Below are 25,541 nucleotides of genomic sequence, written 5' to 3' on the forward strand. Positions count from 1 at the left end.
AGCCCATTACTGGTGGATTTCATTTTTTATCGGGTCATAACTCCGAGTTCTCCAACTGTGGCTGGATTGCCATCAGCCGTATTTAAAGCTTGAAGTTTAATGAATTTGGCTTCTCTTGGATCAAATCGGATGAATTGTTTTACGGGGCTATTGACTACGTTGGAGAATTCGCCTCGGCTGACTTCCTGCCAATTTTTCCCATCTGAACTTACCAAAAAGGCATATTCGGTGATATGACCACTGGGATAGCGGGCCTGCATGGGCAGATATGAGAATCCCTGAATTGATAATTTCTTCTCTAAATCCACAATTAGTTCATTTTCCGAAGTAGTAAAATAAGTTGCCGGATTTTCATCTATGGCTCGCTCACCCTCGCTTTTCCACTTTGCTTTGCTTATCTCTAAATCTTTTCTGAAAATCTCACTTTTTTGACCGGATATTGGGTCAAAAGAAAGTACCTGGAGTGTAGTGGCTCCCTCAACTTGGAATGGATTGTCATAGATTTGGGTAGGTTCGCTACCATCTAAGGAATACCTGATTTCCAGGCCTTCATCCGGAGAGATTAAGCTTACTAATCCTGATTTTTCCCGTTTGATTTCCGGTGCCAAAAGTAATTTTGGGGCATAAAAGACACCTACTTCGGAGATCAGCGGAATGTCTTTTCCATCTTCGAAACGAATCCGGATCTTTTGAGAGCTCACATCAGGAAACCGTAAAATCCGCTTGTAACCGATAGTGGTACCCGATGTGATTTTTTCCCAACTTCCATCTTTTTCAGCTTCCAAAGAAAAGGCTTTCACTCGTTGCCCTAAGGGTGTAAATTCCTGTAAAAGCAGTCGATTGAAGCTGATTTCTTTTCCAAAATCCAATTCCAATTGTGCTTCAACTGCTCCATCAGGAGTGGTCCAATAGGTAGAATAATCTCCATCGATTGTCAATTCCGCTTCATAGCCATATCCTCTATCTAAACTGGCAGATACTGTTGCCTCTTGGGCAAGGTTTGTTTGAAAATCTTCTCGGATTTTTGCAGCCATCTTCAAGATAGCTTCTTCATCATTTTCATGAATCAAGCCTCTTGTGTCCACAGGGAAATTGATCAAAAGGGAAGAGTTTCGGCCGATGCTTTTGTAGAAAATTTCCATCAATTGGGGAAGGCTTTTGACCTTGTGGTCCTCGTAGGCGTGATAGTACCAACCCGGTCGAATGCTCACATCGGACTCTGCAGGAACCCAATGTGTCCCGTTTTCCTGACCCGAAGCCCATTTTTCTGAGTATTCAGGCATGCCTGCATAGACCGAGTCCCGCATCAGGTTGGACCATGTGGTTTCATAGGCAAAGCCGTGTTCATTACCCACCCAACGTACATCCGGTCCCGCATCACTAAATAGCATGGCTCCAGGTTGTAAGTCACGAACCAATTGATGGGTCGTCGGCCAATCATAGTAGGTCAATTTATCCACTTTTCGCTCTTCGTTGGCACCACCATACCAACCCGTACCTCCATTGGCCCCGTCAAACCAAACCTCGAAGATTTCCCCATAATTCGTTAGCAATTCGGTCAACTGATTGCGCATGTAGATGATGTATTCCGGCTTGCCATAGTCGGGATGATTCCGATCCCAAGGAGAATAATAAATCCCCACTTTCAATCCATATTCCCGACAAGCATCTGCAAATTCCTGAATCAAATCCCCTTTTCCATCTCGCCAAGGGCTGTTTTTGACCGAGTGTTCGGTGTATTCGGAAGGCCAGAGGCAAAATCCATCGTGATGCTTGGCGGTGATAATTAGACCTTTCATCCCGGCTTCTTTGGCGATGCGGGCCCATTGTCGGGCGTCAAGCGCAGTAGGATTAAATTGCTCTGGCTTTTCATCTCCAAATCCCCATTCCCGATCGGAAAAGGTATTCATATTGAAATGCACAAAACCATAAAATTCCAATTCCTGCCAAGCAATTTGGCGCTCATCAGGGATAGGAAAGACTGGATTTGGTGGAGTTGCTTTTTCCTGACAATAAGTAAAAAGAAGAAGTAGTAGCGGGAGGAGCTGTTTTTTCATAAACCGAATTTTAAGAAGCATTCTAAGAAATTTCGAAGGATTTGGAAAGGAAAAGGAAGATTCAAACAAGCTTTTCTGCCATTTGGAAAAATAAGGGAAACTATTGCTGTCTATTCCTTGTATTTTCAGGGTATGAAAAAGCTGCTACCTCTTTTTTTGGTTTTCTTTTCGTTTTCCGCTTGGGCTCAAGTTACACTGACTATCCGCGATGGATTGACATTCGACCTGCTTTCGGAGGTGAGTATTCGATTAGAGTCAGGAGATGAGTTTCAAACCGATCGATTGGGTCAGGTGATTTTGGAGGGGAGCACCCCTTTGAAGGTTACCTTTTTTAAAGCCGGATACGAGTCTTTTTCGGAAACTATACAGTCCAAAGAAAAAACCATCTTTTTGTTTCCGCTTAGTATATCCCTTTCAGAAGTCACTATCAGTGCTTTCGAAACGGAAAGACCGCTTCTGGAGCAATCGGCTTCGATTAGCCTGATTGGAGAGTCTGATTTCTTTCGCTTCAATGAAACCTCTATTGTAAATGCTTTCAATACTAAGCCGGGTGTACGGATTGAAGAGCGGGCGCCTGCCAGCTATCGGGTTTCTATTCGGGGAAGTTCGCTTCGGGCTCCTTTTGGCGTTCGTAACGTGAAAGTCTATTGGAATGAGGTGCCTATCACCGCACCGGATGGAACGACTGCTTTGAATTTGTTGGACCTGAGTAATATTCGGACTGCAGAAGTGATCAAGGGTCCTTCTGGAAGTATTTATGGTGCAGGAAATGGCGGAGTGATCAACCTACGAAGTCAAGCCAATCCCCAAACTGGCTTACTTACCTCGGAATGGGTTTCCGGTTCATTTGGTTTGAATAAAGGCCGATTTGCAATTGCCCAACCCATAGGAGATGGAGGATTGGAAGTTTCTATTGTGAATCAGGAAAGCGAAGGCTATCGGGAGCATTCGGCTGTGGATCGAACTGTTTTTCAAGCCGGGGGATATTTTCCTATCAATGAAAAGCAAGAAATCCGAACACAATTGTTGATTTCAGATTTGGATTATCAGATTCCAGGAGCTCTCAATGAAAACCAGTTGGCAGAGGATCCACGGCAAGCCCGGCCTGGTTCGGTCGATCAGAACAGTTCGATTTCCCAACAGGCAGTTTTAGCTACGCTAGGGCATCGTTATCGTTTTTCAGAAAAAGTTGAAAATAACACTAGCCTGTACCTGAATACAAATGATTTCGAAAATCCATTCATTTTGGATTACAAAAAAGAATTGGGCTTTGGTTATGGAGGTAGGACACGATTCACCTTTGATTGGGCCTTGGCAGGGAAACCATTCCGATTGATCGCGGGAGCAGAATACCAACAAAGCCTAACCGATGCTCAAAATTTTGGGAATCGAGATGGAGTTGCGGATACCATCCGATTTGCAGATAAGTTAAAAGCTACGCAAGGATTTTTGTTTCAGCAGGCAGAATGGGAGTTGTCCGAAAAATTGCTGGTGACTCTTGGGCTTAGTCAAAACTTTTCCTCCTTCGAAATCGATCGGCAAATTGATGCGAGTGGAGGCCCTACGGGGTTACAGAAGCGGACTTTCGACCCCATTTTGGTTCCCCGATTGGCCATGAGCTATAGTTTAAATGAGTTCTCTGCCGTGAGGGCTTCTATCAGTAGCGGGTTTTCTCCTCCTACGATTGATGAGGTTCGTACCAACGAAGGAAGCCTGAATCTGGATTTGGAAGCAGAAAAAGGTACCAATTTCGAAGTAGGCTATCGATTGGGAAAAGATCGATTGAATCTTGACTTGACGGCCTTTTATTTCAGATTAAATGAAACGATCACGACCTATACGAATGAACAAGGGGTAGTACTTTTCCGGAATGCAGGTTCTACGGACCAAAAAGGAATCGAAGCCGCAATAGATTATCAGATTTTAGTGCAGCGGAATGCCGGATTGGTGCGGGGAATTAAATGGGGTACAGCCTTTACTGGACACTATTTTAAATTCAAAGATTATCAAAAAAGGGAGAATGATTTTTCCGGAAATCAATTGACTGGAGTTGCTCCAAATACGCTGGTCAGTACCTTGGATTTTAGATTTTCGGGGAATGTGTATTTGAACTTGACCCATCAGTTCACCGACGAAATTCCTCTAAATGATGCTAACACGGTTTATCAGGATTCCTTCAACTTGATGAATCTACGGATGGGTTTTATCGAACCAATTTCCAAGCGATTGGATATGGAAATCTATTTCGGGGTTGATAATTTATTGGATGAATTGTATTCTTTGGGAAATGACTTGAATCCTTTTGGAGGTCGCTACTATCAGCCAGCTCCAGAGCGGAATTTTTACTTCGGGGCAAAAGTCAACTTTCGGTATTAAATAGAAATCAACAATCCTTCATCAGTCAATTCAGTTTTGAAAACAGGTAAATCGGGGCATATACCGGCTTTCACCTGTCCTGTTTTTAACTCGAATCTGTATTCGTGTAATGGGCAGACGATCTCCCCGTTTCCATTGATGCGGCCTTGCAGGAGAGAGGCGCCTCGATGGGGACAGGTAGCGTCAAATGCAAAAAATTCTTCATCCATTCTGATGATCCCTATTTCCTTTTCACCCAAGCGAACTTTCTTGATTGTCCTATTTGGGAAAAGGGAAATAACTGATTCTCGAGAAGAACCGAGTTGGTAGTTTTTCATGCTTGAGTTTAGGTAAAAATTAATGAAATCCAACCGCTGAAAAGAAAAGGTTGGATTTCCAGAGTTTGTTTTGGTAATTTCCTACAAACTGAATGAAAATAACATGAAAACATACCTTTTAATAATAGGAATGCTGCTTTTTGGTTGGGCAAATGCTCAGTCCATCGAAGGGGCTTGGAAAATGACGCATCAGGACGGGCAGCCGGTGGAGGACATCGAATACGTTAAAATTTATCAGGATGGTTATTTTGCTTTTGGGGCAAAACAAGTAGCAGACAATCATTTCGTAGGTGCTGGGGGAGGGCCATTTGAGTTGAATGGAAATGACTACACCGAAACTTTGGATTTTTTCACCTTAGATCCATTTCAGGTAGGAACTGTCAATAAATACACCCTGGATTGGGTAGATGGTAAAATGGTAATTTCTAGTGAAATCAATGGGAAAATGTTGGTGGAGATCTGGGAACGTGTATCAGATGCCAAAGATGATTTGACCGGAAATTGGGTAATCACTGGTAGAAAGCGGGATGATGAAATTCGTCGTTCCACTCCGGGAGCCCGGAGAACGATCAAGATTCTATCCGGAGGAAGATTTCAATGGGTGGCTTTCAATTCCGAAACCAAGGAGTTTAGCGGTTCTGGTGGGGGTACTTACACCGCAGTGGATGGAAAGTATACCGAAAACATCACCTTCTTTTCACGGGATGATTCCCGAGTGGGAGCAAGCTTGAGCTTCAATTATGAAGTGATTGATGGAGAATGGCATCACAGTGGCTTGAGCTCAACGGGAAATCCTATCTATGAAATTTGGACACCCTATGCGATTGGGTATCCAGGGGCGAAGAAGTAATTGTTTTCCCGTATCCCACAGATTAGCACTGATTTCTCTCACAGATAATCACAGATTTTGTTATAGCTGATCGGTGTTGATCTGTGACTTTTTCTATGAATATCTGTGGGAAATTTAACTTCTACTCAGAAATTACAGCTTGAATTGACAGGAGGGTTTAAAAAGTTAAAAAGAAAACCTTTAGACTCTTTACTATCCCACAGATTAACACTGATTTCTTCCACAGATATTCACAGATTTTGGTAAAGCAGATCTGTGGGGATCTGTGTTTTTTTTCTGCGTGAATCTGTGGGAAAAAGGAAATAAAAAAGGAGCCTCCCGGGCTCCTTTTTTTATGCTTCTACTGTGTAGAGTTCTTTCAATTTCTCTACCGTATAATCTACTTCTTCCAGCGTATTGAATCGACTGAAGGAGAAACGGACTGAGTCCCGCTCAGGATTATGATCGAGGGCTCTCAAAACATGGGATCCCACAGTAGCTCCCGAACTGCAGGCCGAACCTCCAGAAGCGGATATTCCGGCCAAATCCAAATTGAACAGCAACATCCCTGCATTCGCCTCGGATGGTGGCATGCTGACATTCAATACTGTATATAGTGATTTTTCAGTTTGTCCTGAAAGTCCATTGAATTCAACTCCAGGAATTTCTGATTTTAACTTTTCGATAAAATGCTTCTTTAAAGCCTGAATATGAGCTTCATGTGAAGCCATATCTTCGTAGGCAAGTTCCAAGGCTTTCGCGATCCCGATGATTCCGATTACATTTTCGGTTCCTCCTCGCATATTTCGCTCTTGCGCACCTCCATGAATGAATGGATGGATTTTCTTGTCTTTTCGAACATACAAAAAGCCTGATCCCTTGGGTCCGTGGAATTTATGTCCACCAGCCACCATTGCATCTACAGGGAGAGTTTTTAAATCATGGCTGTAGTGACCCATAGTTTGCACCGTGTCGGAATGGAAAAACGCTCCATATTCTCGAGCTAATGAACCGATTTTTTCCAAATCGTTCAGATTTCCAATCTCATTGTTTGCATGCATCAAGGATACCAAAGCATTGGGGTGCTTTTTCAAAAGCTCCTCCAACTGATTTAGATCAATTTCCCCTTGGGCATTCACATCCAGTGTGTGCAATTGGATTTTTCCTTTTTGCTCACAAACTTCTAATGTGTGCAAAACCGCATGATGCTCAATAGGAGAAGTGATGGCATGTTGGATGCTGTGGGTTTCAATTCCACAGACTAAAGCCGTATTGTCAGCTTCAGTTCCACCAGAGGTAAAGAAGATTTCTGAAGGGGTTGCATTGAGCAATTCCGCCACTTTTTTTCGCGCTTTTTCAATCGCCGTACGTACCTCCCGACCATGGCTATGCACTGAGGAGGGATTTCCGTAGTGATTTTTCATAAAGGGCAACATGGCTTCGATTACTCGCTCATCCATGGCCGTGGTGGCGGCATTGTCAAAATAGACCTTCATCTTTTCTTCGTTAATTGGGTTTTTCGTTAAATCAGGGAAGCGCTGACTACTTCCTTGATATCAAGCATGATTTTTTTGGCTAAGTGCTCGGCTTTTGCCTCTGAATCCGATTCCGCATAGATGCGAATGATTGGTTCTGTGTTGGATTTACGCAAGTGAACCCACTCTTTTTCAAATTCAATTTTAACACCATCGATATCGTTGATGGGCTGTTTTTTATATTTTTCCCTGATTTCAGCTAGGATTTTATCCACATTGATATCAGGAGTGAGTTCGATTTTATTTTTGGAAATATAGTAATTCGGATAAGTAGCCCGAAGCCTAGAAATTGATTTTCCGAATTTGGCCAAGTGGGTTAAAAACAACCCAATCCCTACCAAAGCATCACGGCCGTAGTGAGAGGCTGGGTAGATAATCCCTCCATTTCCTTCACCGCCGATAACAGCTTCAACGGCCTTCATTTGGTTGACTACATTAACTTCCCCAACAGCTGCTGCGGTGTAATTTCTTCCTCGTTTTTCAGTAACATCCCGAAGTGCTCGAGTGGAGGAAAGGTTGGAAACGGTATTTCCAGGAGTTTTGGAAAGCACATAATCTGCGACTGCCACCAAGGTGTATTCCTCCCCAAAAGGAGAACCATCTTCATTGATCAAGGCCAATCGGTCTACATCTGGATCGACCACAATACCTAGGTCAAAATTTCCTTTTTCCAGTTTTTGTGAAATATCTCGAAGGTTTTCTGGAAGTGGCTCTGGGTTGTGGGGGAAATGACCATCCGGTGTACAATACATTTCTTCGACCACTTCTACGCCCAAGGCTTTCAAAAGCTTAGGTACCACAATTCCTCCCGTAGAATTCACCGCGTCCACTACAATTTTGAATCCCCTGGCTCGAATTGCTTCCACATCTACCAGTTCCAAATCCAAAACATGCTGGATGTGCCGATCCAAATAATCGTCAATAGCGGTGTAGCCCCCTAATTTTTTTACCTCTGCAAAAGAAAAATCCTCATTTTCGGCTTTCTCTAAAACATCTTTTCCTTCTGCATCGGAGATAAATTCACCTTTAGCATTCAAAAGCTTTAAAGCATTCCATTGAATTGGATTGTGGCTTGCTGTTAAAATGATTCCTCCGCCGGCTTTTTCCAAAGGCACGGCCAATTCCACCGTTGGGGTAGTGCTGAGTCCCAAGTCTATGACATGAATGCCCAAGCCTTGTAAGGTAGCCGAAACCAAGCGGGAAACCATGTCCCCTGAAATACGCGCATCTCTTCCGATGACGACCTTCGGGTTTCCTGTTTTCTCCAATACCCATGCCCCGTAGGCAGCTGTAAATTTGACGACATCAATAGGAGTCAGACCTTCTCCGGCTTTCCCTCCAATGGTCCCCCGGATTCCGGAAATTGATTTGATCAGTGACACGTACAGTAAATATTTAGGTGAAAAATCGTAAAAAATCCTGCCCGAGGCAGGAATTAAGTTTATTTGAATTTGGCTAGAACCCTGTCGACTTCATTGTCGGGATTACCGCAGGAGCTATTCGCATCCACGGTTTTGCCACAGTAGCTACAAGTTCCACCATCTTTGTTCAGATAAGGATTTTGGGAAGCACAAGTACCCTTGAATTCCCCGTTTTTTATGAATAAAAGCCTTACAGACATCAATACAAAGAATAATGCTACAAAGCCGAGTGTGATTAATACAGTTGCCATAACCGATAAATTTGCACAAATTTAAAGCTTTACTTCGAAAACGACTACCAAATCAACTTAGTTTCCCAAATCATGTCAAATTTAAGTTCCCGCGCCGAGCAATTGGCTGCTTTTGATCGACTATTGACCATTATGGATGAACTCCGTGCTCAATGCCCTTGGGATAAAAAGCAGACTACTGAAAGCCTTCGACATCTCACGATTGAGGAGACCTTCGAATTGTCCGATGCCATATTGGAAGGAAATCCAGAGGAAATTAAGAAGGAGTTGGGAGATTTACTTTTGCACATCGTTTTTTATGCTAAAATCGGTTCTGAAGAAGGGAATTTTGACATGGCTTCCCTGACCCATTCCCTTTGTGAAAAACTAATTCGCCGACATCCTCATATTTATGGAGATACCCAAGCCAATGATGCGGATACGGTGAGTCAGAATTGGGAGAAAATAAAACTTAAGGAGAAAGGTAATCAATCTGTTTTGGGGGGTGTGCCCAAATCTTTGCCTGCTTTAATCAAAGCGATGCGAATCCAGGAAAAAGCTCGTGGTGTTGGTTTTGACTGGGAGGAAAAGCACCAGGTTTGGGAAAAAGTGGAGGAGGAGATGCAGGAATTCAAAAATGAATTTAATGCAGCCTCCAATGAAGAAATTGATAAGGAAAAGGCTACTGCCGAATTCGGGGATTTACTTTTTTCTCTAATTAATTACGCACGGTTTATCGACATCAATCCCGAAGAAGCCTTGGAGCGAACCAATTTGAAATTCATCAAGCGGTTTCAATATTTGGAAAAGGCTGCCAAAGATGCCGGGAAAAACCTCAGTGAAATGTCTTTGGCTGAGATGGATGTGTTTTGGAATGAAGCCAAAAAGCTTTAATACCCTTCGGGTTCTAATAAAACCAACTCTTTTTCCAGCCTAAATCCTGTGAGGAATAAATACTTCCTTTCCCGCTGAACACATAGGCGATTCCACAAGCTAGGGCTAAAAAGACTCCTGCTTCTGCTCCAAATAACTCCATCCCCATGACTGTGCAGGCAAGGGGTGTATTGGTTGCTCCTGAAAAAACAGCTACAAAACCACAACCCGCTAAAAGTGCTAAGGGTAGCGGAATGAACCCATGCAAGGCATTTCCCAAAGTAGCCCCTGTAAAAAATAAAGGCGTCACTTCTCCCCCTTTAAATCCGGCTCCTAAGGTAAACCCTGTCAATCCTGTTTTCGCCAGCCAGTCATACCAAGGTAAAGGGTTTTCAAAGGCGTTTAAGATTCTCGGAACCCCTAATCCCAAATAAGTGGTGTTGTCCGAAATCCATACAAATAAAGCGATCAGGAGTCCGCCAACGACCGGACGAAGCGGAGGGTATGAAATAGACTTTGAAAAAATTTTTGAAAAAAAATGAGTGGATTCCCCAAAGAGTCTTCCAGACAAACCAAAGGCAATTCCAGCAGGAATCATCCACCATAAATTGGTCAAGCTATGAGTCGGTACTTCCGAAATATGGTATGCCGTGTGACCTACTCCCCATAGGCTTTCACAGACCCAGTGGGCAACCCAAGCTGTCCAAAAAGCAGGATAAATAGATCTCCATCGAAGTTGTCTGGAGTGCATCCATTCTAAAGCAAATATGGCTCCTGCTAGCGGGGTTCCAAATACAGAGGCAAAACCTCCAGCAACCCCTCCAATTAGGATTAAACGGCGATTTTCGGGTTCAAAGCCAATGATTCGAGTGAGTTGATCAGCTAGGGATCCGCCCATTTGGACGGCTGTTCCCTCTCGTCCCGCCGAACCTCCAAATAAATGTGTCAATATCGTCCCAAAAAGTACCAAGGGGGTCATACGGAGAGGAATAGGGCTTTTGTGTTCGTAAAGTTCATCCAAAAGCAGATTATTTCCTTTGACCGAGTTTTGTCCAATTTTATAATAAGACCATCCAATCAAAAATCCGGCAATGGGTAAGAACGCGATGATCCATAGATGGCTTTCTCGGAAGTTATTAGCCCAATCCAAAGCGATTAGAAAAAAGGCTGAGGCACTGCCTGCTAGAAGCCCAATAAGTAGTCCTCCAATGAGCCATTGAAAAAAGTAAATAGCAAATGATTTGATAGCCAAAGTTGGTTTCCGTTCTTGCAGTTGACAAATTAGGAATAGAAATTGAATTTTTGGAAATCAACAGCTGGCTTTCAACCAAAGGCTGGCCAAATTGGTTATCATTATAAATCTGCATTATGAAAAATATTCTCATCACCGGAGGCTCGGGGCTGATTGGTCGAAAGATCACTGCATTACTCGAAAAAAGAGGGATGGAGGTGGCTTGGCTAAGTCGCTCTTCTCAGGGACGAAAATCTTTCCAATGGGATATTTCAAAGCAAGAGCTCGATCCGGAGGCCATGGAATGGGCAGATGCTGTCATTCATTTGGCAGGAGCTGGAGTTGCAGATGAAAGATGGACACCGGCGCGAAAAAAGGAGATTTTGGATTCTAGGGTAAAAAGTACCCGTTTGTTATATGCTGCCATCGAAAATTCAACTCAAAAACCAACCACCTTTATTTCTGCCTCTGCGGTAGGATATTATGGATTTAATACCGGGACTACATTGGTAGATGAGAATTCTCCTGCTGGAGAAGATTTTCTAGCTGAAGTAGTTGTGGCTTGGGAGCAGGAAGTCAAACGGATTGAAAATCTAAATCTTCGAACTGTACTTCTTCGAATAGGGATTGTTTTGGATGCAGAAGGAGGTGCTTTGGGTGAAATGCTAAAGCCACCAGTGGCAGCACCTTTAGGAAATGGAGACCAATGGATGAGCTGGATTCATATTGAAGATCTGGCTAGGATGTTTGTGTTTGCTTTGGAGAAAACCACGCTTCAAGGAATTTATAATGCAGTAGGTCCAAATCCTGCAACTAATCAATTATTGACCTTAGAGGCCGCCCGTGCCAAAGGCAAGCCGTATTTAGGCATAGGTGTTCCAGGATTTTTACTTAAACTGGTTTTGGGGGAAATGGCGGCTATGGTTCTGGGTGGAAATCGTGTTTCTTGCCAAAAGATTCAAAAAGCTGGTTTTGACTTTGAATTTGAGGATTTAAAGGAGGCGTTAAAAGATTTATTTAAAAAATGATCCTATAAGCGCTTCGCTCTCCCAACCACAAACCAAAGTACCGTTCCCAAAAAGGGAACAAGCACCACAATCAGTAACCATATCAATTTATCTGTTTCATTGGCAAAATTGCTTACCACTACATCGTAGATGGTGTAGGCATAAATGGCCAGTCCGATGATTCCTAGTCCAAACATCAGTAGGAGTATTTTTTACCGCTATTTCCCATCAAAATATAAACGATAGGCCCGATCCCTTGGGCAAAGACCAAAATCAAAACCCAAATCAATTTCATGTTGGGGTCTTTGAATTCAGAACGTAGCACGTCTACCAGGCAATAGACCCAGAAGATAAAATAGAGGATACTGAATAAAAAGAGGATGATAAAACCTCCTCCGATATTGTTGATAAATAGCATAAATCAGTAGTTTAATTTTGGTATTTTCTTGAAAAATCAGGCTGAAATTTTCGCTTTTCTTTGTGATTTCTACTCAAGGCTAGGTATAGAAAAACTCCAAAAGGCGTTGTAAATAATAAAATCAGTAACCACATCATTTTTTCATGGGGTGCCCGAAAATCGCTTTTTATTAAGTCTATCATTGCATAAAGCCAAAAGCCAGCATACCCAACCAAAAGAAATGCACCTCCCACTTGCCAAATCCAAAGTCCTTGTCCAGGTGTGATTAAATCCATTGCGTTTCTTCAGTTATTTTTACCATTGTTCCAAAATAGCTTTTTTTGAGAAAAATAAGTAAGAATTTAGTCGGAAGTTTAATCATCATATCATGAGAAAAATTGTATTTCTGCTTTCCTTTTGCTTTCTGAGTACTTGGGCTAGTGCTCAGGTAGATCTTTCCTACTATTTGCCTGAAGGATATACCTACAACCCAGATGTTCCTACCCCAAAAGAGGTTTTGGGTTATGAAGTGGGTGAATGGCATGTGACCCACGATCAATTGGTGATGTATATGAAAGCCGTCGCTGCTGCATCGGACCGGGTCATTTTTGAAGAAACTGGTCGAAGCTATGAAAAGCGACCTCAAACCTTATTGACAATCAGTTCCCCCGCCAACTTGGCTCGTTTGGATCAAATCAAAGCGGATCGAAAAAAATTAAGAGATCCCAATGCAAGCGTTTCCATTGAATCTATGCCTGTGGTAATGTTTATGGGGTATTCTGTTCATGGCAACGAGCCCAGTGGAGCGAATGCGTCCCTTTTGGCGGCTTACCATTTTGCAGCGGCAAATGAGCTAGAAGCGGAATTAGAAAACATTGTATTGTTGTTGGATCCAGCCATCAACCCTGATGGTTTGAACCGATTCGCTTCTTGGGTCAATTCTCATAAAGCGTATAACTTAAACGGGGACCCTAATGGTCGAGAGTATAATGAAGCTTGGCCAAGAGGCCGAACGAATCATTATTGGTTTGATTTGAACCGCGATTGGTTGCCTGTACAGCATCCTGAATCCAGAAACCGTGTTCGAGTTTTCCAAAGTTGGTTGCCGAACATTCATTTGGATTTCCATGAAATGGGAACCAATAGCACCTTTTTCTTCCAACCAGGAGTACCTTCCAGAACTCACCCACTTACGCCAACCAAGAATTTTGAATTGACCGAGAAAATCGGGACTTATCATGCCAAGGCTTTGGATAAAATTGGCTCCTTGTACTACAATCAGGAAAACTATGATGACTTCTACTATGGAAAGGGTTCCACCTATCCGGATGTGCAGGGTTCAATTGGAATTCTTTTCGAGCAAGCAAGTTCCCGTGGGCATCTTCAGGAATCCGCAAATGGCATGTTGAGTTTTCCTTTCACTATTCGAAACCAATTCACCGCCAATCTTTCTTCTTTCCAAGCAGCAAAGGAAATGCGAGTAGAATTGAATCAGTGGATGCGGGATTTCTATCAAGGAATTGCTGAGGAAACAGCGGCAGATGTAAATAAGGCCTACATTTTCGGCAGTGCACAGGATGATGCAAGAAGTTTTCACCTAGCGGATTTGATTCTTCAGCATGACATTAAGGTTTTTAGCCTAAAAGAGGATATCACCGTGAATGGAAAGGAATTTAAAAAGGAAAATTCCTACATCGTTCCAGCGGATCAACCTCAGTATCGTCTGATTAAGGCCATGTTCGAAACCCGTACAACTTTCCAGGATTCCCTTTTCTATGATATCTCCGCTTGGACCTATCCGATGGCGTTTGGCTTGGATTACATGGCCTTGAACAGCCGCATCCTCAATTTGGCCAATGTACAGGAGATCAATAAAAATGGATTCAGCTTAAAGCCAGGACAGGTTGTAGGTGGATCAGGTGCCTATCAATATGCGGTAGAATGGACAGATTACTATGCGCCAAAAGCTGCCTATAAACTTTTGAAGGAAGGATATCGCGTGCGAGTAGCCAATGCAGAATTCACCACCCCTGAAGGAAAGACATTTGGCAGAGGGACCATTTTGGTTGATGCTGGAGAATCAGGTCAATCCGATCAGACTTTCTTCCAAAAACTACAGGAAATTGCCGCTTCCTCGACTGTAGATATCCATGCCATCAGTACGGGATATACTTCGGGAATTAATATGGGGTCTACCTTTATCACTCCACTGGAAACTCCGAATGTTGCACTTTTGGTTGATGGAGGCGTAGATAGCTATGAGGCTGGAGAAATCTGGCATTTGATGGATCAGCGCATTGAAATGCCAATCACGCTGTTGCCCATGGACCGGGTTAGTAGCAACGTAATCGAGCGATACAATGTGATCATTATGCCTGATGGATCTTATGGTAGCTTGGGTTCTTCAGGAGCCAATGCAATTAGATCCTGGGTTGCAAAAGGAAATACATTGATCGCGAAAGGTAGAGCGCTTCGATGGCTGGCACAAAGTGAAATTGCCGACATTAAATTCAGATCGGTAGATACTGATGACAAAGGTCTTCAGCGATCCTATGCCGATTACCAGAATGCTACAGGGGCGAAGGTGACTGGTGGTGCGATTTTCAACGCCAAACTGGATTTGACACATCCGATCGGGTATGGTTATACTGATTCAGATATCCACACCTTCCGAAATGATAATTTGTTCTTGGAACCAGCTGAGAATCCATATGCCAACCCATTGGTGTATACTGAAAACCCGCTAGCATCAGGATATCTTCACCCGAGTAATTTGCCGGGAATACAAAATGGATCCGTAATTCAGGTCCGTGGCGTAGGACGGGGACGTGTGGTGGCTTTTGCAGATAATATGAATTTCCGGGCCTTCTGGTTTGGAACTAATAAACTGTTCCTGAATGCCATCTTCTTCGGACAAGTAATTAATGGTGGTACCACCCGATAACATTTCTAATCCCAGTTCGTGAAAAGAACTGGGATTTTTGTTTCAACCCTTTTTCCAAATCCATGAAATGCCCAATAGAATTCTTCTTAAACTGGTGGATGATTAAATCCCGGGCATTCCACGTGGTTGCTTAAATCAAATTATAACCACATGAAAAACCTTCAAATCTTTGCAATCGCTATTTTATTTCTAGGCATGAGTCCGATTGCCTGGGCTCAGGAAATGAGCTTCGAGGAATACAATCCTCCCTCAACCCTTAAGGTTCCTGAGAATCCAGTTACCCGAGCAAAGTTTCCCTTTGTGGATATTCATAGCCATCAGGGAGGAATCAATCAGGAGAAAATTGAAAAGCTTCTTTCTGATATGGAGGAGCTGAACATGGGGGTTTTGGTGAATTTGAGTGGGCGAGGTTTCGGAAGAGGAGACTCCAATAGCCAGCAGGAGTATATCCGAGGCATGTTGAAAGAATTTGAAACTCATGCTCCTGGGAGGTTTATGGTCTTTACCAATTTGAATTTTGCGGGGTTTGGGGATGAAAATTGGAGTCGGATTGCCGTGAAAGAATTGGAAGAAGATGTACAAGCCGGAGCTGTGGGGTTGAAGATTTACAAAAGCTTGGGTCTTTCCGTTAAGGATATAAATGGAAATCGGGTACCCGTGGATCATCCGGATTTAGACCCTGTTTGGGCAAAGGCTGGTGAATTGGGAATTCCGGTCATCATCCACTCCGCAGACCCTGCTCAATTTTGGCAGCCGATGGATGCAAATAATGAACGCTGGCTGGAACTGAAAACCCATCCTAACCGACAGCGCTCCGATACGGATCCGGCTCCCTTCGAGCAAATCATCGCGGAGCAACATCACGTTTTTGAAAAGCATCCCAATACAACCTTTATCAATGCCCATATGGGTTGGATGGCTAATGATTTGGATAAGGCCGAGGCACATTTGGAACGCTACCCGAATGTGAATTTCGGAATCGGTGCAGTCATTGCAGAATTTGGAAGACAACCAAGGAGAGCTCGGGAATTTTTCATCAAGTATCAGGATCGACTACTATTCGGGAAAGATGCATATAATCCGGAAGAGTTTCACACCTATTTCCGAGTATTGGAAACAGCAGATGAGTATTTCCCTTACTACAAAAAGTATCATGCATTCTGGCGGATGTATGGATTGGATTTACCTGATGAGGTATTGAAAAAGGTCTATTACAAAAATGCCCTTCGGATTGTACCGGGTATGGATGCCTCTATTTTTCCGGAATAATCATTCCTTGAAAATAATTTCAGGTTCACTTTTTTACAGTTCAGTTTCGATATTCTACACTTCAGTCAGCTTGATTTTATAGGGATAGGTTGAAGGTTCATATTTGAGTCAAATACGATTCACTATGAACCTTCGACTCATACTTTTCTGCTATCTTTTTCTTCTCCAGACCCTTGCAATTGGGCAAACGGTACTTTCAGGCCGTGTTTTGGATGAAAAAGGGCTTCCCCTGCCAGGCGTTAATGTTTTGATCAAAGGCAGCTATGATGGGACTACTTCGGGTGTAGAAGGTGAATTTGAATTTCAGACCCAACAGGAAGGAATGCAGATTTTAGTATTTCGACTGATGGGTTTCAAGACAATCGAGATCCCGGTTGACTGTGAAGGCGAGCTCTTGTTGATTCCCAATCAAAAACTCAAGGAAGCAATCACTGAAATGAATGGGGTGACGATTTCTGCCGGAGCAATGGAGGCTTCGGACGAAAAGAAGTCAGTCGTGCTTCGCCCTTTGGATATTGTGACTACGCCTAGTGCAGTAGGAGATATTGTAGGAGCCTTGCAAACACTTCCAGGTACCAGCGCTGTAGGGAATGATGGACGTCTTTTTGTCCGTGGGGGAGATGCTAGCGAAGTGGGAATTTATATCGATGGCCTGCGAGTAGCCAATGCCTATGGTACGACTGCTGGAAATGTACCCACCCGTACCCGCTTTAATCCCAATCTGTTCAAAGGAACTTTTTTCTCCACAGGAGGCTACTCGGCTGAGTATGGACAGGCACTTTCTTCGGCTTTGGCTTTGAATACAAAAGATCTTTCCATCCGAAATCAGGGTGATTTAAGCCTGATGTCTGTTGGTGGTGGCTATTCTCACACTTTAGCAAATGAGGAGCAAAGTATTACTCTCATGGGAAATTATTTTGATCTGTCACCTTATCAAGGATTGGTGAAACAGGATTTTGACTTCGAAAGAGCTCCGTTCGGTTGGGACTTAGAAGTGGCGGCTCAAAAGAAGCTCGGTAAAGATGGACTCTTGAAAGTTTTGGGCCGGACAGAATCAGGTGGTATGAAAATCCGCCAGCCTGAGCCTGGACAAGAAGGAAGCGGTCCGTTGATTGATCTTCGAAACCAGTATAGCTATGCTCAAAGTAATTGGTCTAAAATTAGCCCAAAGGGTTGGACTTGGTTTGTTGGGGCTTCCATTTCTTCCAATTCGGATGAGATTGCGTTTGACAGTATTCAGACTACCCGGGACAATCAATTGGCCCACTTGAAAGCCTCTACAATCCGGGATTTTTCGGACCGTGTTTCCATGAAATTAGGAGTAGAGCATTTTATCAACACCTATTTTGAAGCTCTTCCTCTCCAAGATCTGAAGCGAAGCTTTCAAGATGGTCAAAGTTTTATTTACACAGAGTGGGATTGGTATCTCAGCAAGAAGCTGGTTGTTCGAGGAGGAATTCGATCGGGTTATAGTTCTTTGACACAAGAAAATTGGCTAGATCCACGGGTTTCATTTGCCTTTCAGACCTCAGAACATGGTCAGGTTTCCTTGGCTGCAGGCAAATTTTCACAGGCTCCACTTGAGAATTATCGAGTTCTGAACAAAGACTTGAAAAATACGCAGGCCGATCATTTGATCCTAAATTATTTCTGGAATAAGGATGGAATTACCTTCAGAGCGGAAGGTTTTGTGAAAGAATATTCCGAATTGGTTCGCTTTGAAGGAGTACCTATGGATCCTGTGAATCTCCGAAATGAAGGAAGCGGTTATGCCCGAGGCTTTGATTTATTCTTCCGTGATCGTCAAACCCTAAAAAACACAGACTATTGGGTGACTTATAGCTTTGTAGACAGCAAGCGAAGCTTTGAAAAATTTTCTACCCAAGTTCAGCCAGGCTTTGCTCCCAAGCATAATCTTTCCGTGGTAGTAAAGCACTTTGTGACGGGTCTTAAGTCTCAATTGGGAGCCAGTTTCGCAGTGAATGACGGCTATGCTTATACCAATCCTAATCTATCTGGTGAGATGAATAGTAAAACGCCCGGATTTCAAAATCTAAGTCTTAGCTGGAGCTACCTGCCTCGTCCTAATCTGATCATCCACGGAGCCATTACCAATATACTGGGTAGAGAAAATATTTTCGGCTATGATTTCTCAGCCACTCCCAATGCACAGGGAGTCTATGAGTCCCGTGCCATTGGTCAGCCGGCACCACGTTTCTTTTTTCTAGGGATCTTTTTGACTCTTTCCAAAGACAAAAATGCAAATCAATTAAATAACCTCTAAATCAATTTACCATGAAAACGTACACATTCTTAATCGCATTTGTATTGCATTCAGTTGCTTCTTTTTCACAACCCAACCAGGCCTTTGAAGAGGCCATGAAGGTTCAGATTCAAGCTATGAATGAAGTTTCCGACGCTGAATCAGCCCAAGAGGTAAGCAATGCCTTTCTTCGAATTGCTGAAGCGGAATCCACTGAATGGTTGCCTTTGTATTATGCCGCTTTGATTAAAATTGAAGCAGCTTTTCGATTTGACATCAACAAGGATCAGGAATTTGATTCCGCTATAGAATTGATTCATCAAGCTTCTGAATTATCACCAAACAATTCAGAACTTACTGCTTTACACGGCTATGCCCTGATGGGGAAATTATCCCTTGATCCTGTATCGAGAGGACAAAGTATGAGTCCACAGGTAATGCAATTATTTGGGATTGCTATTAACCAAGATCGGGAAAACCCAAGAGCAGTGACTTTGATGGCTCAGATGGAGTTAGGAATGGCTGAGTTTTTCGGGTCAGGACCGCAAAAAGCCTGTGGCATGGCACGAATCGCTTTGGATTTATACAAAACTGAGCGCGCAAAAGTGGATGAAAGCTACATTCTTCCAACTTGGGGAGCTCCAACAGCCGAAGAATTGGCGAAAAAATGTCAATAATTTTCCTGAAGGAATTTACAAACCAACGAATCTGATTTTTGGGTTCGTTGGTTTTCTTCTTAATTTCCAGTAATGCAACTTGAACTTAAAAATCCAGATGTTCATAAGGATATATTCACCCGAATTGGACCTTTTATTCTTATTAATTTATTCATCGCGGTGATTTTGATGGTCATGAATTGTCCAAGCTGTTTTCTTTCTCTAAAAGGATTCAAACTTATTATTCCGGATTTAATCTTTTCCTTTTTCATTTCCTCAGCGTTAAGTTTTGGGGGCTCTGTTATAATAGGATGGCTTGATGATCGAATCTCTTGGATTGAATTTCCAATCAAGCGACTTTTAGCAACGGTTGTCATTTATATGGCCTATTCATTCCTGGTGTCTTTCATCATGGGATTTTTTTATGCGTTGATTTTCGGAAAGTTTTCTTTGACTGATATACCTTGGAGAGAATTGATCGGTGTAACGACGATGCCTATGAAAGTAGCATTGATCATTATGGCAATTTTCACCACCTGGTCTTGGTTGGGTGAATGGCGAAAAGCTGCTGTGGAGGCTGAAAAGCTGAAAACCGAGAAAATCTCGAGTCAATACCAAAGTTTGAAAGACCAACTCAATCCTCATTTTTTGTTCAATTCGCTGAACGTTCTCACGAATTTGGTCTATGAGGATGCTGATCGCTCTGCCGAATTCATCCAAAAACTCTCCCGTATTTATCGTTATGTTTTGGAGGTTCAGCAGGAAGATTTGGTCTCACTCGAAAAGGAGCTGGAGTTTGCCAAAAACTTTCTTGATCTTCAAAAAATCCGTTTTGAAGATAAATTACAATTTCGGGTGGAGGCTCAGGAGCAGGAAGGGTATTTTCTGCCTCCTTTGTCTTTGCAGTTACTTTTGGAAAATGCGATCAAGCATAATATAACTTCCAAGGAAAATCCGCTGTTTATCGATATTCGGCAAAAGGAAGGATCACTTTGGGTGACCAACACCCTCCAGTTGAAAAGTCAATCCGGTTCCGCTTCTTCCGGTATTGGGTTAAAAAATATTTCCCAGCGATATCAATTGCTAAAAGCCCCAGCTCCAACGGTCAAAAAAGGCGAAGATGAGTTTTTGGTTATTCTTCCATTGATAAAGATTGAGGCATGAGAATTCTAGTAATCGAAGACGAAAATCCTGCTGCAAAACGATTAATGACACTGTTGAAACCTCACTTTCCTGATGCTTGGGTTTTTGGAAATTTGGATACAGTCAAGGAGTCGGTGGATTGGTTGGGAGCGCATCCTCAACCTGATTTGATTTTTTGCGATATTCAATTGGCTGATGGATTGAGCTTTGAAATTTTTCAAAAGTGCCCTGTTGCTTCACCAGTTATTTTCACAACGGCTTTTGACCAATATGCCATTAAGGCTTTTCAGGTGAATGCGGTTGATTATTTATTGAAGCCCATTGATCCGAAAGAGCTGGAAAATGCAATCGAAAAATTCAAGCGAAATCAACTTCAGAAAAATCTCGATCTGCAGCTGCTGAAAGATTTGCTACGTCCCAATCAACAGACCTACAAATCCCGCTTTTTGGTCAGGTTTGGCGAGAAAATCCAAAGTATTCCGGTGGAGGAAGTTTCTTTTTTCTTCAGCGAGGAGCGGATTACATTCTTGCAGACGTTGGAGGGGAAAAAGTATGTCCTCGATCAGACCATGGAACAAACCGAGGGACAGGTAGATCCCTCGAAATTTTTTCGCCTAAATCGAAAATTCCTTGCATCCTTAGAGGCTATTGACGGTGTTTTTACCTATTCCAATAGCAGATTGAAAGTTGCCTTGAAGAATTGTCAAGACTCGGATATTTTGGTCAGTCGTGAAAAAGTTGCTGATTTTAAAGGATGGCTTGATCAATAATTAGTATAATTAGCTGAAAAATAGTCTTTTAATGGAAGAGTTAGACAGTGATCGGAAGAGGGAAGAACTTTCCTGGTTAGAAAATTTGCAACGAAACAGCTGGGAGCCTGAGGTCATTATCTCGGGTATTATCTTGGCCTTTTTATTTGCCTTTCCTTCAAAAATATATGCTTTTTCTGCTATGCTGGTTCAAGAAATTGGGCTTAGCTATCTGGGAGCTGTTTTGGTACTTTTTTACCTAAGTGCGATGATCAGTGTGTTTAAGATTTTTTTTATTGTCCACTTGATACTCCGGTTTATTTGGGCAGGGTTTTTAGGTTTGAGTTATGCCTTTCCACAGGGTGTGATCAAAGAAAAGCTTTTTAAAATTTCTCAGCATTATGAGTATCAGAAACCCGGAGAAATGGTACTTGCCATGGAGCGAATCTGTAGTTTGACTTTTGCCTATCCTATTTCATTGGTATTTCCAATTCTTATTTCTACTGCTTATTTGGTTCTGCTGCTTTTTATATACCTGTGGTTTGAAATCAATTTTTTCATCGTTTATCTCATCTTTATTGTTTCGCTTTTACTTTTCGCTATAATTTCCTTGATCTACAGAAAAGCAAAGTGGAGGGCTAAATTGGCCAAGTCCATGATGGCCTCGGTGAGTGCGATTTATCAAAGTAACCTGGGCAAATGGTTCAGTATTTTTTATGGGTTGGGAATATTTATTCTGGCTATACCTTTGATTTTCAATGATGTTCGGGATTTTTCCCTCTTCTTTAATGAAGCGAATCTACTGGAAAATGAGTTGAAATGGCCTACCAAGGAACTTTCCTTCGTAGAATTTCACCAAGAGGGCAAACGGTATCCAAGAGCATTTTTGCCTTCTGAAACAGTCAGTGGGGATTACCTAAAATTAGGAATTGCCCGGTATGCGGGGGATGATAAATACGTAGTTGACTTAAGGGAAAATTTCCAAAAGGAATTGGATTCGCTTGGTTGGCACGAGTTGGAGGATACTCCGGATTTATACAGATTTTCAATTGGGGGCGAGGTGATTAAGGCAGATTCCTGGAAAAGGAATCGACTTCAGGTCTCAAATCAAAAAGTTTATGAAGGCATGCTTCCTATTGGAAATTTATCACCTGGGATCTATACACTAAAAATTGAAAAGTTATTGATTAACTATAATCTCTTTTCTAATAATCCAGAAAGCATTCGACTTCGAAAGCGATGGGATGAAATAGATTTCATCAAGGAGTGACTTGAATAGAAATAAGAAAAATGATTTCGAGTGAAGAATAAAAAAAGCGAGACTTACTCAGTCTCGCTTTTTACGTTTAGCTCTATTTCCTCTCCAGATTCATCTTCAAATCTGTATTCCGTCACCGGTAGGGAAGAGTCTTTGATCAGTTTTATCCATTTGAAATATTTGAAAAACCACTTCACCTGACGGCTAATCAGACCGACGGTAAAGTAGGCGTGCAGGTAGGGATGAAGTCCGATTTGCACTTTTGCAATGTTTTGCATCGTCAACAAATGCTTTAAGTCGCTTTCTAATTTGTCCGCAATCAAGATAGATGCCTGGATTTTGCCAGTGCCATTACAAGCAGGACATACTTCTTTTGTTACAATGTTGACCTCGGGACGTACGCGCTGACGGGTGATTTGCATCAATCCAAATTTGCTCAGCGGTAGTACAGTGTGCTTGGACCGGTCTGCCTTTAGCTCATTTTTCATCGCATCGTAGATGGCCTTTTTGTTTTCGGCCCGCTTCATATCGATAAAATCGACTACGATAATTCCTCCCATATCTCGGAGGCGGAGCTGTCTGGCGATCTCTTTGGCAGCAACCAAATTGGTCTTTAGTGCCGTGGATTCTTGGTCGCTTTCCTGATTGGATTTATTGCCGCTATTGACGTCAATGACATGGAGCGCTTCCGTATGCTCTATGATAACATAGCCTCCCTGAGGCAAACTGACCGTTTGTCCAAACAGACTTTTGATCTGTTTTTCGATCCCAAAACTTTCAAATAATTTAGCCTTACCGTTGTAAAGCTTGACAATTTTTTCTTTTTCAGGCGCAATGGACCTGATGTAGGATTTAATCTGATCGTAAGTAGATTCTTCTTCTACGGTGATTGCATCGAAGGATTCATTGAGTAGGTCTCGCACAAGCGAGGAAGCCATACTCATCTCTCCAATTACCTTGTCGCGGCTTTTGGCTTTCATCAATTTCTTCATTCCTTCTTCCCATTTGTAGAGAAGATTTCGAAGGTCTTTGTCAAGTTCAGTAACTGACTGACCCTCGGCCACCGTACGGATGATTACTCCGAAATTGGCAGGCTTGATGGAAGTGATGAGGCGTAATAGCCTTTTTCGTTCGTCATTGCTGCGGATTTTTTTCGAAACATTAACTGTATCCGAAAATGGCACCAAGACGAGGTAGCGACCTGGAAGAGAGAGCTCACAGGAAAGTCGGGGTCCTTTGGTAGAAATGGGTTCTTTTACCACTTGTACCAAAACCTGATTATTTTTTGACAAGATCGAAGATATCTTTCCGATCTTGTCAATTTCAGGTTCGATTTCAAAGCCCTTCAGGTTGTAATTGCTGTAGTTGTTGTTACGCACCATTTTGGTGAACTTCTGCAAGCTTTGGAAATTGGGGCCTAAATCCTGATAATGTAGAAAAGCGTCTTTTTCGTAGCCTACGTCAATAAATGCCGCATTTAGGCCATTTACGATTTTCCGAACAGTACCCAGATAAATGTCCCCTACCTTAAATTGGTTTTCCAAGCCCTCTGAGTGTAACTCTACGAGGCTTTTGTCCTGAAGCAGGGCAATCCGACTTCCATTTTGAGCAGAATCAATTAACAATTCCGTACTCAAAACCTAGTCTAATAATATGTAAATGAACGTGTGGTTTTCTTTAAAACAGGAAAAGAAGAAGTGTATTACTTCTTCTTATGTCTGTTCTTTCTTAGTCTCTTCTTACGCTTGTGCGTAGCGATCTTATGTCTCTTTCTTTTCTTTCCGCAAGGCATAGTCTTGTTTGTTTAGATGTGATACAATTTTATTTATAGCCTATCAAGATAGCTTTGGATACTTTCCAAAATCATAGGATCCTGGGTCATTTCCTTAACTGCCTCAAATTGGGCTTTCGCTTTATTTCGTTGATCTGACTCAAAATAGCTTACTCCCAGATAAAACTGTCCTTGCAGATTATCAGGGTGATAGTTGACCAATTCCTCAAACCGCTCAACAGCTCGCTTGTATTGGCCGGACTGCATAGATAGAATCCCCATATTGAAAAGGGCGTCTTCGTTTTGAGGATCTTCTTCCAAAATCTCCCGAAGCATCATGATGCCCTGCATGGGATTGGAGGAAGACACGTAGGTCATCGCAATTTTAGATTTCAAGTCTGACCGGCTTGGATCATTTTCCAAAACGGTGCCGAGGTATTCCCGGGTTTTTTCAGCAGTAGCTTCCACTTTTTGAGGATCCAGAGCAAACGTGAAAGCTTCAAAGTAAGCATTCCCTGTCTTTTCGTCCCAGACTAGTTCCTCTGACTGTTCGGCCGCTACGGCTAGGAAATAAGCTGCACTATCGTACATTGCCTTTTCCTGATACAAATTGGCCAAATTTTCTAATTCCTCGAGTGAAATATTAGATTCAGTCGCTTTGTTTCGCAACTCTGAGAGCAGGTTTTCTTGCTCTTCGCTTAATTCTGCAGCGTGCATTTCGACTGCATTTTCAGAAGAGGTCTCAGATTCCTGTCCCACAGTAGCCCCAGCTTGGGCCTCATTATCCACGACGATCTTGGGCAAAGAGTACAATCCCACAATGGCCAATACGCCGACGATAATGAGGATAAGCTGAGTTTTTTTCATTTCAATTCTCCCTAAGACTTATTCTTGTGGAGCTAATTCATTGATCTTATTACTGTTTTTGATCTTTTCGATAAACACCTTGGAAGGCTTGAATGCCGGGATATAGTGCTCGTCGATGACAATGGCAGTATTTTTGGAAATGTTTCGAGCGATTTTCTTTGCTCTTTTCTTGTTGATAAAGCTACCAAACCCTCTTACATAAATGTTTTCGCCTTCTGCCATGGAATCTTTGACCACGCTGAAGAAAGCTTCAACTGTTTGGGTAACATCATCCTTTTGGATCCCGGTCATGTCCGAGATTTTGGTGATTACTTCTGCTTTTGTCACGGTGATTTAAATTTAGAAATT

23 protein-coding genes are annotated in these 25,541 nt (G+C 42.5%); 11 read left to right on the forward strand and 12 right to left on the reverse strand.

Features of this window, described 5'->3' with window-relative positions:
- Nucleotides 1–26: 26 nt before the first annotated feature.
- A complete protein-coding gene (locus HWE15_RS09890) occupies nt 27–2,057 on the reverse strand; it encodes an alpha-L-fucosidase (RefSeq protein ID WP_290507364.1) in 2,031 nt (676 codons plus the stop codon).
- A gap of 132 nt (nt 2,058–2,189) precedes the next feature.
- Between HWE15_RS09890 and HWE15_RS09895 the strand changes: the two genes are divergently transcribed.
- The gene (locus tag HWE15_RS09895) at nt 2,190–4,433 is read left to right on the forward strand and encodes a TonB-dependent receptor (RefSeq protein WP_290507365.1); all 2,244 of its coding nucleotides are present in this window, start codon (nt 2,190–2,192) and stop codon (nt 4,431–4,433) included.
- On the opposite strand, the gene HWE15_RS09900 is transcribed toward HWE15_RS09895, so the two are convergent.
- Nucleotides 4,430–4,750, reverse strand: a complete 321-nt coding sequence (locus tag HWE15_RS09900) for a Rieske (2Fe-2S) protein (protein WP_290507366.1) — start codon at nt 4,748–4,750, stop codon at nt 4,430–4,432. The genes HWE15_RS09895 and HWE15_RS09900 overlap by 4 nt on opposite strands.
- A gap of 103 nt (nt 4,751–4,853) precedes the next feature.
- On the opposite strand from HWE15_RS09900, the gene HWE15_RS09905 reads away from it, so the two are divergent.
- The gene (locus HWE15_RS09905; RefSeq protein ID WP_290507367.1) at nt 4,854–5,600 is read left to right on the forward strand and encodes a hypothetical protein; all 747 of its coding nucleotides are present in this window, start codon (nt 4,854–4,856) and stop codon (nt 5,598–5,600) included.
- A 332-nt stretch (nt 5,601–5,932) separates the two neighbouring features.
- On the opposite strand, the gene HWE15_RS09910 is transcribed toward HWE15_RS09905, so the two are convergent.
- The 3 genes from HWE15_RS09910 to HWE15_RS09920 are packed head-to-tail and all read right to left on the reverse strand — an operon-like array spanning nt 5,933 to nt 8,786.
- Nucleotides 5,933–7,075, reverse strand: coding sequence for a cysteine desulfurase family protein (locus HWE15_RS09910; RefSeq protein WP_290507368.1), 1,143 nt, complete (start codon nt 7,073–7,075; stop codon nt 5,933–5,935).
- A 26-nt stretch (nt 7,076–7,101) separates the two neighbouring features.
- Complete coding sequence (gene glmM / locus HWE15_RS09915) at nt 7,102–8,496, reverse strand: phosphoglucosamine mutase (RefSeq protein WP_290507369.1); 1,395 nt, start codon at nt 8,494–8,496, stop codon at nt 7,102–7,104.
- Between the two features lie 59 nt (nt 8,497–8,555).
- Nucleotides 8,556–8,786 (reverse strand): hypothetical protein, encoded by a 231-nt coding sequence (locus tag HWE15_RS09920; protein WP_290507370.1) that lies wholly within the window; start codon nt 8,784–8,786, stop codon nt 8,556–8,558.
- 72 nt (nt 8,787–8,858) lie between these two features.
- On the opposite strand from HWE15_RS09920, the gene mazG reads away from it, so the two are divergent.
- Nucleotides 8,859–9,659, forward strand: a complete 801-nt coding sequence (mazG, locus tag HWE15_RS09925) for a nucleoside triphosphate pyrophosphohydrolase (protein WP_290507371.1) — start codon at nt 8,859–8,861, stop codon at nt 9,657–9,659.
- Nucleotides 9,660–9,672: 13 nt separating this feature from the next.
- Here mazG and HWE15_RS09930 read toward each other — a convergent pair whose 3' ends face one another.
- Nucleotides 9,673–10,890: a voltage-gated chloride channel family protein gene (locus tag HWE15_RS09930; RefSeq protein ID WP_290507372.1), complete on the reverse strand. Its 1,218-nt coding sequence runs from the start codon at nt 10,888–10,890 to the stop codon at nt 9,673–9,675.
- Between the two features lie 116 nt (nt 10,891–11,006).
- Here HWE15_RS09930 and HWE15_RS09935 point away from each other — a divergent pair, with 116 nt between their 5' ends.
- Nucleotides 11,007–11,897 (forward strand): TIGR01777 family oxidoreductase, encoded by an 891-nt coding sequence (locus tag HWE15_RS09935; protein WP_290507373.1) that lies wholly within the window; start codon nt 11,007–11,009, stop codon nt 11,895–11,897.
- A gap of 2 nt (nt 11,898–11,899) precedes the next feature.
- Here HWE15_RS09935 and HWE15_RS09940 read toward each other — a convergent pair whose 3' ends face one another.
- Genes HWE15_RS09940 through HWE15_RS09950 form a run of 3 tightly spaced genes read right to left on the reverse strand, consistent with a single transcriptional unit; the run spans nt 11,900 to nt 12,569 of the window.
- Nucleotides 11,900–12,073, reverse strand: a complete 174-nt coding sequence (locus HWE15_RS09940) for a PLDc N-terminal domain-containing protein (RefSeq protein ID WP_290507374.1) — start codon at nt 12,071–12,073, stop codon at nt 11,900–11,902.
- Nucleotides 12,073–12,294 carry a PLD nuclease N-terminal domain-containing protein gene (locus tag HWE15_RS09945; protein ID WP_290507375.1) on the reverse strand — a complete coding sequence of 74 codons (222 nt, stop codon included), beginning with the start codon at nt 12,292–12,294 and terminating at the stop codon, nt 12,073–12,075. The genes HWE15_RS09940 and HWE15_RS09945 overlap by 1 nt, the downstream gene beginning before the upstream one ends.
- An 11-nt stretch (nt 12,295–12,305) precedes the next feature.
- Complete coding sequence (locus HWE15_RS09950) at nt 12,306–12,569, reverse strand: PLD nuclease N-terminal domain-containing protein (RefSeq protein WP_290507376.1); 264 nt, start codon at nt 12,567–12,569, stop codon at nt 12,306–12,308.
- Nucleotides 12,570–12,661: 92 nt separating this feature from the next.
- Here HWE15_RS09950 and HWE15_RS09955 point away from each other — a divergent pair, with 92 nt between their 5' ends.
- From HWE15_RS09955 to HWE15_RS09985, 7 genes are all read left to right on the forward strand, one after another.
- Nucleotides 12,662–15,217, forward strand: coding sequence for a M14 family metallopeptidase (locus tag HWE15_RS09955; RefSeq protein WP_290507377.1), 2,556 nt, complete (start codon nt 12,662–12,664; stop codon nt 15,215–15,217).
- Nucleotides 15,218–15,412: 195 nt separating this feature from the next.
- Nucleotides 15,413–16,486 (forward strand): amidohydrolase family protein, encoded by a 1,074-nt coding sequence (locus tag HWE15_RS09960; protein ID WP_290507506.1) that lies wholly within the window; start codon nt 15,413–15,415, stop codon nt 16,484–16,486.
- Between the two features lie 124 nt (nt 16,487–16,610).
- Nucleotides 16,611–18,770, forward strand: a complete 2,160-nt coding sequence (locus HWE15_RS09965; RefSeq protein ID WP_290507378.1) for a TonB-dependent receptor — start codon at nt 16,611–16,613, stop codon at nt 18,768–18,770.
- 11 nt (nt 18,771–18,781) lie between these two features.
- On the forward strand, nt 18,782–19,426 hold the full coding sequence (locus HWE15_RS09970) for a hypothetical protein (protein WP_290507379.1): 645 nt from the start codon (nt 18,782–18,784) through the stop codon (nt 19,424–19,426).
- 72 nt (nt 19,427–19,498) lie between these two features.
- Entirely contained in the window at nt 19,499–20,569 is a 1,071-nt protein-coding gene (locus HWE15_RS09975; RefSeq protein WP_290507380.1) for a sensor histidine kinase, read from the forward strand.
- The gene (locus HWE15_RS09980; RefSeq protein WP_290507381.1) at nt 20,566–21,318 is read left to right on the forward strand and encodes a LytTR family DNA-binding domain-containing protein; all 753 of its coding nucleotides are present in this window, start codon (nt 20,566–20,568) and stop codon (nt 21,316–21,318) included. Before HWE15_RS09975 ends, HWE15_RS09980 begins: the two co-directional genes overlap by 4 nt.
- A 31-nt stretch (nt 21,319–21,349) precedes the next feature.
- Nucleotides 21,350–22,567, forward strand: a complete 1,218-nt coding sequence (locus tag HWE15_RS09985; protein WP_290507382.1) for a hypothetical protein — start codon at nt 21,350–21,352, stop codon at nt 22,565–22,567.
- Between the two features lie 53 nt (nt 22,568–22,620).
- Here the strand turns inward: HWE15_RS09985 and HWE15_RS09990 are convergent, their stop codons facing one another.
- From HWE15_RS09990 to HWE15_RS10000, 3 genes are all read right to left on the reverse strand, one after another.
- Nucleotides 22,621–24,192 (reverse strand): Rne/Rng family ribonuclease, encoded by a 1,572-nt coding sequence (locus HWE15_RS09990; RefSeq protein ID WP_290507383.1) that lies wholly within the window; start codon nt 24,190–24,192, stop codon nt 22,621–22,623.
- 188 nt (nt 24,193–24,380) lie between these two features.
- Complete coding sequence (locus tag HWE15_RS09995; protein ID WP_290507384.1) at nt 24,381–25,193, reverse strand: tetratricopeptide repeat protein; 813 nt, start codon at nt 25,191–25,193, stop codon at nt 24,381–24,383.
- 18 nt (nt 25,194–25,211) lie between these two features.
- Nucleotides 25,212–25,520, reverse strand: a complete 309-nt coding sequence (locus tag HWE15_RS10000; protein WP_290507385.1) for an HU family DNA-binding protein — start codon at nt 25,518–25,520, stop codon at nt 25,212–25,214.
- Nucleotides 25,521–25,541 lie beyond the last annotated feature (21 nt).

The organism is Algoriphagus sp. (assembly GCF_013373065.1).
In the GTDB taxonomy this organism is placed as follows: Bacteria; Bacteroidota; Bacteroidia; order Cytophagales; family Cyclobacteriaceae; genus Algoriphagus.

Excerpts from the sequence above, each read along its gene's own strand:
- HWE15_RS09965 (WP_290507378.1), top strand. The coding sequence starts at position 16,611 with ATGAACCTTCGACTCATACTTTTCTGCTATCTTTTTCTTCTCCAGACC.
- HWE15_RS09950 (WP_290507376.1), bottom strand. The coding sequence starts at position 12,569 with ATGGATTTAATCACACCTGGACAAGGACTTTGGATTTGGCAAGTGGGA.
- HWE15_RS09935 (WP_290507373.1), top strand. The coding sequence starts at position 11,007 with ATGAAAAATATTCTCATCACCGGAGGCTCGGGGCTGATTGGTCGAAAG.
- HWE15_RS09910 (WP_290507368.1), bottom strand. The coding sequence starts at position 7,075 with ATGAAGGTCTATTTTGACAATGCCGCCACCACGGCCATGGATGAGCGA.
- HWE15_RS09960 (WP_290507506.1), top strand. The coding sequence starts at position 15,413 with ATGAGTCCGATTGCCTGGGCTCAGGAAATGAGCTTCGAGGAATACAAT.
- HWE15_RS09895 (WP_290507365.1), top strand. The coding sequence starts at position 2,190 with ATGAAAAAGCTGCTACCTCTTTTTTTGGTTTTCTTTTCGTTTTCCGCT.
- HWE15_RS09900 (WP_290507366.1), bottom strand. The coding sequence starts at position 4,750 with ATGAAAAACTACCAACTCGGTTCTTCTCGAGAATCAGTTATTTCCCTT.
- HWE15_RS09905 (WP_290507367.1), top strand. The coding sequence starts at position 4,854 with ATGAAAACATACCTTTTAATAATAGGAATGCTGCTTTTTGGTTGGGCA.
- HWE15_RS09980 (WP_290507381.1), top strand. The coding sequence starts at position 20,566 with ATGAGAATTCTAGTAATCGAAGACGAAAATCCTGCTGCAAAACGATTA.
- mazG (WP_290507371.1), top strand. The coding sequence starts at position 8,859 with ATGTCAAATTTAAGTTCCCGCGCCGAGCAATTGGCTGCTTTTGATCGA.
- HWE15_RS09955 (WP_290507377.1), top strand. The coding sequence starts at position 12,662 with ATGAGAAAAATTGTATTTCTGCTTTCCTTTTGCTTTCTGAGTACTTGG.
- HWE15_RS09940 (WP_290507374.1), bottom strand. The coding sequence starts at position 12,073 with ATGTTTGGACTAGGAATCATCGGACTGGCCATTTATGCCTACACCATC.
- HWE15_RS09995 (WP_290507384.1), bottom strand. The coding sequence starts at position 25,193 with ATGAAAAAAACTCAGCTTATCCTCATTATCGTCGGCGTATTGGCCATT.
- HWE15_RS09945 (WP_290507375.1), bottom strand. The coding sequence starts at position 12,294 with ATGCTATTTATCAACAATATCGGAGGAGGTTTTATCATCCTCTTTTTA.
- HWE15_RS09890 (WP_290507364.1), bottom strand. The coding sequence starts at position 2,057 with ATGAAAAAACAGCTCCTCCCGCTACTACTTCTTCTTTTTACTTATTGT.
- HWE15_RS09970 (WP_290507379.1), top strand. The coding sequence starts at position 18,782 with ATGAAAACGTACACATTCTTAATCGCATTTGTATTGCATTCAGTTGCT.
- HWE15_RS09975 (WP_290507380.1), top strand. The coding sequence starts at position 19,499 with ATGCAACTTGAACTTAAAAATCCAGATGTTCATAAGGATATATTCACC.
- HWE15_RS09920 (WP_290507370.1), bottom strand. The coding sequence starts at position 8,786 with ATGGCAACTGTATTAATCACACTCGGCTTTGTAGCATTATTCTTTGTA.
- HWE15_RS09985 (WP_290507382.1), top strand. The coding sequence starts at position 21,350 with ATGGAAGAGTTAGACAGTGATCGGAAGAGGGAAGAACTTTCCTGGTTA.